The sequence below is a fragment of the Coleofasciculus sp. E2-BRE-01 genome (assembly GCF_040221695.1).
Lineage (GTDB): Bacteria > Cyanobacteriota > Cyanobacteriia > Cyanobacteriales > Coleofasciculaceae > Coleofasciculus.
The window spans coordinates 99398-105416 of record NZ_JAVKEA010000189.1 but is presented as its reverse complement, the minus strand read 5'-3'; the positions used below and the strand labels follow the sequence as shown (position 1 = coordinate 105416).

Genomic DNA, 6019 nt, shown 5'->3' with positions numbered 1-6019 from the left:
CTGTCTATAAACCAGCCTGGAGGCACGGGGTTGTCGTGCAAGTTAAATCGAACTATTGAATATGTTCAGCTTAGCTTGTTTGATGACTTCAGGGCTACTGAAAACCCAGACCGAGAGCGATAGCAGGTCTGGGTAGTTTATTCCCTAAACTCTCGAACAGTGTTCCAGGTATGAAATTGGGAAGGTGAGGGGCCAAAAAACGGTGGCAATGATAAAGACTATCCGACACCGGAATTTTTGCTCCGACGATAAATTCGTCTCTTTCTGGAATGCATTTAACCAGTTTATGCAAAATAATCCAGCGATTAACAAGTAAATTGTAAGAAGTCCTAGTATCATAATCCTATTTAGTAGAGAGGTTGACTGTATCTATTCCAAGTGATGATGGAACAAATTAGTTTTTTGACTCCAGCAGTTTACCAAACAAGTCCTGATAATAGGCAAGTGAGTACTGAACCTGTATCAAATTGCCCTAGTGATTACATGATTAAGCATACACACCAGTTCTTTCTCCCACAGAAGAGTGGAATGTGCCTCTATCTAAAGGAATAGTTTTCAGGAAAGTCTAAAGGGAAAGTTGCTTTAGGTAACATTCGCTACCTATATCCCCCTTCCGTCCCCCTTATAGATCCCCCTTCCGTCCCCTTTGATAGATCCCCCTCTTCCCTTGTAGATCCCCCTTCCGTCCCCCTTAAAAAAGGGGGAAGCCAGAGGATGCTTCGCTTTTGTTCCATGGGAGAATTCAAAGCCTCTCTCCTTGTAGGAGAGAGGTTTGGAGAGAGGTTTTCCAGATGCGGTGAAAAGTAAGATCAACATCGGGGGTAGTTAACCCGGATTTAGTCTGAGCCATAGGCAGGGGAATTTTTTATTTGGCACAGATTGCCGTTTTTTCCAAATCAACGTTATAATCTGATTTGTGCCATGTGTGTTTCCTTGGAAACGCCGCTGCACACAAGGGCGCGTAGCTCAGTGGATAGAGCACCAGATTCCGGTTCTGGGTGTCGGGGGTTCAAATCCCTCCGTGCTCGTTTGTTGTTGATTGATACATCATTTGTCATCGTTGTCAGATTAGTGTCATCGGCTCTCCAGTAGGACGAGGGTAGGGGTTATTGATACGGTCGAGGGTAGTAGTTTTCCGTTTGATGAAGGCTTGTTGTTGGTTATTGAGGTCGCCTTTTTCGTTCATCTTAGTTAAAGTTTTGGCGATGTCTGCTGCTTTTTCGGCACGAACTTCCTCATGCTGCGATATTATTCAGTTTCCTTGATCCCGAATAAGTCATGTCACAATCCTGGTGCTGACTTTTGGCATCCCATCCGATAATAAGGCGATGTTGAGTTTCGTGTAGGCACAGCCCGCCGTAGGCATCGCGTCTCTCGATTCAGGTCAATTTGGTAATCTTCTATAATGTATAGTTTCGGAGGCAGATTGTAAGAACTCTTGCCTTAGAATCCAATAGATTTTGCTCAGGTTATCGATGAAACTAACGCTTTCTCGCTTGTACAATCTTTTGCTTACTGCTTGCGATGATCTGCGCGGTAGTATGGATGCTAGTGAGTACAAAGAGTATGTCTTTGGCATGTTGTTCTTGAAGCGGGCAAGCGATCTCTTTGACCAACGCCGTGCTGAGTTACAAGCAGAGTTAGCAGCTAGAGGCATGGCTGAAGAAGACATCGAGGTAGAGTTAGAAGACCCCGATAATTACTCTAGCAAATACTTCTATGTGCCACCTCGCGCCCGCTGGAATGAGGGCTGGCAAGAAGAAGTGATTGATGATAATGGTCAGCGTCAAATCGTCAAGCATCCGGCTCTCAAGCATGTTAAAAATAATGTCGGTACGACTCTTAATAAAGCTCTAGAGGCAATTGAAGATGCTAACCCGGATGTACTAGAAGATGTACTCAAGGGCATTAACTTCAACCGCAAAATCGGGCAGCGAACGCTGGACGACGATACATTGTCTGATTTTTTGCAGAACTTCGAGAAGATTCCTTTAAAAGACAGCGATTTTGAGTTTCCCGATCTGTTGGGGGCAGCTTACGAGTGGCTAATCAAATACTTTGCTGACTCGGCGGGCAAAAAGGCGGGAGAATTTTATACCCCAGCGGAGGTGGTGCGGGTTTGCGTCGAAATTTGTGACCCAGAGGAGGGGATGCGGGTATATGACCCTACTGTCGGCTCAGGCGGGATGCTGATTCAAATGCGGGACTATCTGCGGGAAAAGGGGAGAAATGCTGAGGAACTGGCTCTGTTTGGACAGGAGAAAATGGGGACAACCTGGTCTATCTGCAAGATGAATATGCTGCTGCATGGCATCTCCCATGCGGATATTCGTCAAGCGGATACCATCCGCGAACCCCAGCACCTAGACGAAAATAACGAACTCAAACGCTTCGATCGCGTTTTAGCTAATCCTCCATTTAGCCAGAACTATATTAAAAAAGATCTGGTATTCACCGGACGGTTTCCAGTGATGATGCCAGAAAAGGGCAAAAAGGCTGACCTGATGTTTGTGCAGCACATGCTGGCGGTGTTGAAGCACGATGGTCGCTCGGCAACAGTAATGCCCCACGGTGTGCTATTTCGAGGGGGAGAGGAGCATGAAGCCCGCAAATACTTTATCAATCACGGTTATCTAGAGGCGATTATTGGTCTACCTAGTAACCTGTTTTATGGCACTGGGATTCCGGCGTGCATTCTCGTGCTGAATAAGATGGGGGCGACGACTCGCGATCGCGTTTTGTTTATCAATGCCGATCGCGAATACCGTGAGGGCAAAGCGCAGAACTTCCTGCGCCCCGAAGATGTTGATAAAATTGTCTATGCCTATCGCACTAAGGAAAACATTCCCGCCTATGCGCGGTTAGTGCCTAGGGCGGAGATTGCCGAGGAGGACTACAACTGCAATATCCGGCGTTATGTGGACAATGCCCCACCGCCCGAACCCCATGATGTGCGTGCCCATCTGCATGGGGGAGTACCCAAGGTGGAAGTCGATAGCCTCGAACACTTTTGGCAGAACTATGGGCAGTTGCGAGAGGATGCTTTTGTACCCCGTGATCAGACTTATCTTGACTTTGCCCCAGTGCTGACGAGTAAGCGCGACATTGCCGACTTTGTGGCGACTCACCAAAGTGTGATCGCTCGTCACCAGCAGTTTAGGGAAAGGCTAGAGGAGTGGTGGCAGGAAAATCTACCCGTTGTGGAGGCTCTAGCCCCCGATGCAGCGAATCAGGAAGCTCGCCCCCGGAATGTCTATATTATGCGGAGTCGTTTGCTCAGGAGCATTGAAGAGAAATTAGCCAACCAGCAGTTACTCACCTCCTTTCAGGTGCGGGGGGCATTTGCCAACTATGTGGATACATTGAAGGCAGATTTTAAGTCCATTGCAGCCAGTGGTTGGGGGGCAGAACTGATTCCCGATGAGGATATTTTGCAGAGCCAGTTCCCGGAAGTTTTAGAGGAATTGGAGCAGGCACAGACTCGGCTGGCGGAGTTGCAGGCACTATTTGCTGCTGCTGATGCGGAAGATTTTGAGGATACCGACGACACGGGGGTATTGCCTAGTGAGGAGGTGAAAAGTCAAAAAGAGGAGTTGAAGACTTGGACGACGGAGTGGAAGGCGCAGATCAAACAGGTTAAAGCTTTGGCTGGCAATATCTTCACTGAAATTAAGGCAGCGGATTTGTTACCCCCAGGTGCTAAGAAAGGCTTTTATTGCACTGAAGGATTTACCCAAAAAGAGGTGCTGTTTACTAACGGTAATCGTATTCTGGAGCTTGCTGCTGAGGTGGGTCATATCAGTGAGTATGCCATTCCTTTAAAAGAGGCAATGGAACGGGGACAACACGCCTATAATCAGGCAGCAAGGATTACCGCCAGCTTGGAGCGTCACAAGGCTTTAGAAGATGAAGTGAAAACGCTCCGGGCTAATATTAGGAGTATTGAGAATAATCGCGATGAACTGGTGCAAAGTGCCCGTGAAAAAATTTCTACGGATGAAGCTCGCACGGTGATTATTGAGCGTCTGCGGAAGACGCTGATGGAGATTTATGAAACTTATTTACGGGCGGATCAGCGGGTTTGTGTGCGGGCGATTGAGAATTTGTGGGAGAAGTATGCGGTGACGGCGAAGGAGATTGAAGCAGCAAGGGATGTGGCAGCGCAGGAGTTGCAGGCGTTTTTAGTGGAGTTGGGATATGAGCCAAGTAATACCTGAAGGATGGAAACTATTCTCAATAGACGACTTTTTAGACTTTAGCTCACTCTTTTGTGATGGTGATTGGGTTGAAAGTAAAGACCAAGACCCAGAAGGAGGTAATCGGCTTATCCAACTAGCGGATATAGGAGATGGCATTTTTTTAGATAAATCGAATAAGTACCTGAATGACAAGCAGTTTAGGAGATTGAACTGTACTGAATTGAAAGAGGGGGACATTCTCATAGCTAGAATGCCTGATCCTTTAGGGCGAGCTTGTTTATTTCCAGGGCTAGGGGGGGGGTGTGCGACAGTAGTCGATGTAGCGATTCTTCGATCTCCCACTGCTGATAAACATTGGCTAATGTACATGATTAATTCTCATGTGATTAGACGACAAATAGAGTCTTTGTCAGCAGGAACAACTAGAACAAGAATCAGTAGAAAGCTTTTCTGTAGGGTTCTCTTCCCAACGCCAAGTATTTCAGCTCAAAAGCGGATTGCAGATATCCTTCGAGCCATCGATCGCGCGATCGCACATACAGAAGCCCTGATCGAGAAATACCAGCAGATTAAGGCAGGGCTGATGCACGACTTGTTTACCCGTGGCATTGGTGCGGATGGCAAGCTGCGCCCTCCCCGTGACGAAGCGCCGGAGTTGTATCAGGAGAGTGCGATCGGTTGGATTCCGAAAGATTGGGTGGTGAACTTGATAACTTCTTGCGCTGATGTAATAGATCCCAACCCAAGTCATCGTAATCCAATTTATCATGACGAAGGATTTCCCTTTATCTCGACAGTTGAATTTGATGAATTCGATCAGATTCAGCTAGATACTTCTAGAAGAGTTATTGAAGAGATTGTTTTAGAACAAGAGCGTAGATGTAAATTATCTAAATCTTCAATCGCATTTTCCCGAAAAGGTACAATCGGTGAAACACGTATTTTACCATCACATTTAAGATTTGCATTACTGGATTCCTTATGTGTAATTAATCCGGTCAACATCAATCCGTCATTTCTTTTTTACCTGTTAAGAAGCCATTTTCTTAAAATACAGATTAGAAATATGACAATGGGGCAAGCCTTGCCTCAAATGAGTATTGGCAGAGTTAGAGAATTACTGATCCCGGTTCCTCAATTAGCTGATGAGCAAGAAAAAATAGAGTCTAAGCTTAATTCGATCGATGAATATATTTTTAGAAATGGTAGATGTCTTCAAAAGCTTAGGGTAAAGAAATCTGGCTTAATGCACGATTTACTCACTGGCAAAGTCCCCGTCAAAGTCCATTCTGACGAGGTGGATCATATCTCAAACTAGCCCCATCGCCTGTCTTGATAGCAATGCTATCATCAGCATAAGCAATCTCTTCAAAACCCCATCGCTATGGCTAATCTAATTGTTCGTAACATCGACGATGCCATTGTCAAAGCACTGAAACAACGGGCTAGTCGCCACGGCATCAGTGCCGAAGCCGAGCATCGCAAAATCCTAGAGCAAGTCCTATTGCATCCGCCCCAAAAATCCTTTGCTGAAGTGCTTCGCCTCATTCCCAATGTTGGCAAAGATACCGACTTTGAACGATCTTTGACAGTCTCATACCCCCCAAATCATGAAAACCAATATTGAAATAGACGAAGCCTTAATTGCCGATGCCCTACAAACCACTGGGCTAACCACCACCGATCAAGTAATCGAGTTGGCTCTAAAAACGCTATTACAGCTCAAGCACCAAGAAAAAATCAAAGCTTTTCGAGGTAAGTTGTCCTGGGAGGGCGACCTCAGCCTGATGAGGACAGATACATGATTTTAGTCGATTCCA

General features: G+C 46.2%; 4 protein-coding genes and 1 tRNA gene. All 5 read left to right on the top strand.

The window, feature by feature from the left end:
• The first annotated feature begins 955 nt into the window (after positions 1-955).
• Positions 956-1028, top strand: a tRNA-Arg gene (locus RIG66_RS23555).
• 447 nt (positions 1029-1475) lie between these two features.
• Entirely contained in the window at positions 1476-4217 is a 2742-nt protein-coding gene (locus tag RIG66_RS23550; protein WP_446381128.1) for an N-6 DNA methylase, read from the top strand.
• Complete coding sequence (locus RIG66_RS23545; RefSeq protein ID WP_446381127.1) at positions 4198-5517, top strand: restriction endonuclease subunit S; 1320 nt, start codon at positions 4198-4200, stop codon at positions 5515-5517. The genes RIG66_RS23550 and RIG66_RS23545 overlap by 20 nt, the downstream gene beginning before the upstream one ends.
• A gap of 66 nt (positions 5518-5583) precedes the next feature.
• Complete coding sequence (locus tag RIG66_RS23540; RefSeq protein ID WP_446381126.1) at positions 5584-5826, top strand: FitA-like ribbon-helix-helix domain-containing protein; 243 nt, start codon at positions 5584-5586, stop codon at positions 5824-5826.
• Positions 5810-6004: a type II toxin-antitoxin system VapB family antitoxin gene (locus RIG66_RS23535; protein WP_446381125.1), complete on the top strand. Its 195-nt coding sequence runs from the start codon at positions 5810-5812 to the stop codon at positions 6002-6004. The genes RIG66_RS23540 and RIG66_RS23535 overlap by 17 nt, the downstream gene beginning before the upstream one ends.
• Positions 6005-6019 lie beyond the last annotated feature (15 nt).

Coding starts and splice junctions, on each gene's coding strand:
- RIG66_RS23535 (WP_446381125.1), top strand. CDS start 5,810: ATGAAAACCAATATTGAAATAGACGAAGCCTTAATTGCCGATGCCCTA.
- RIG66_RS23540 (WP_446381126.1), top strand. CDS start 5,584: ATGGCTAATCTAATTGTTCGTAACATCGACGATGCCATTGTCAAAGCA.
- RIG66_RS23550 (WP_446381128.1), top strand. CDS start 1,476: ATGAAACTAACGCTTTCTCGCTTGTACAATCTTTTGCTTACTGCTTGC.
- RIG66_RS23545 (WP_446381127.1), top strand. CDS start 4,198: ATGAGCCAAGTAATACCTGAAGGATGGAAACTATTCTCAATAGACGAC.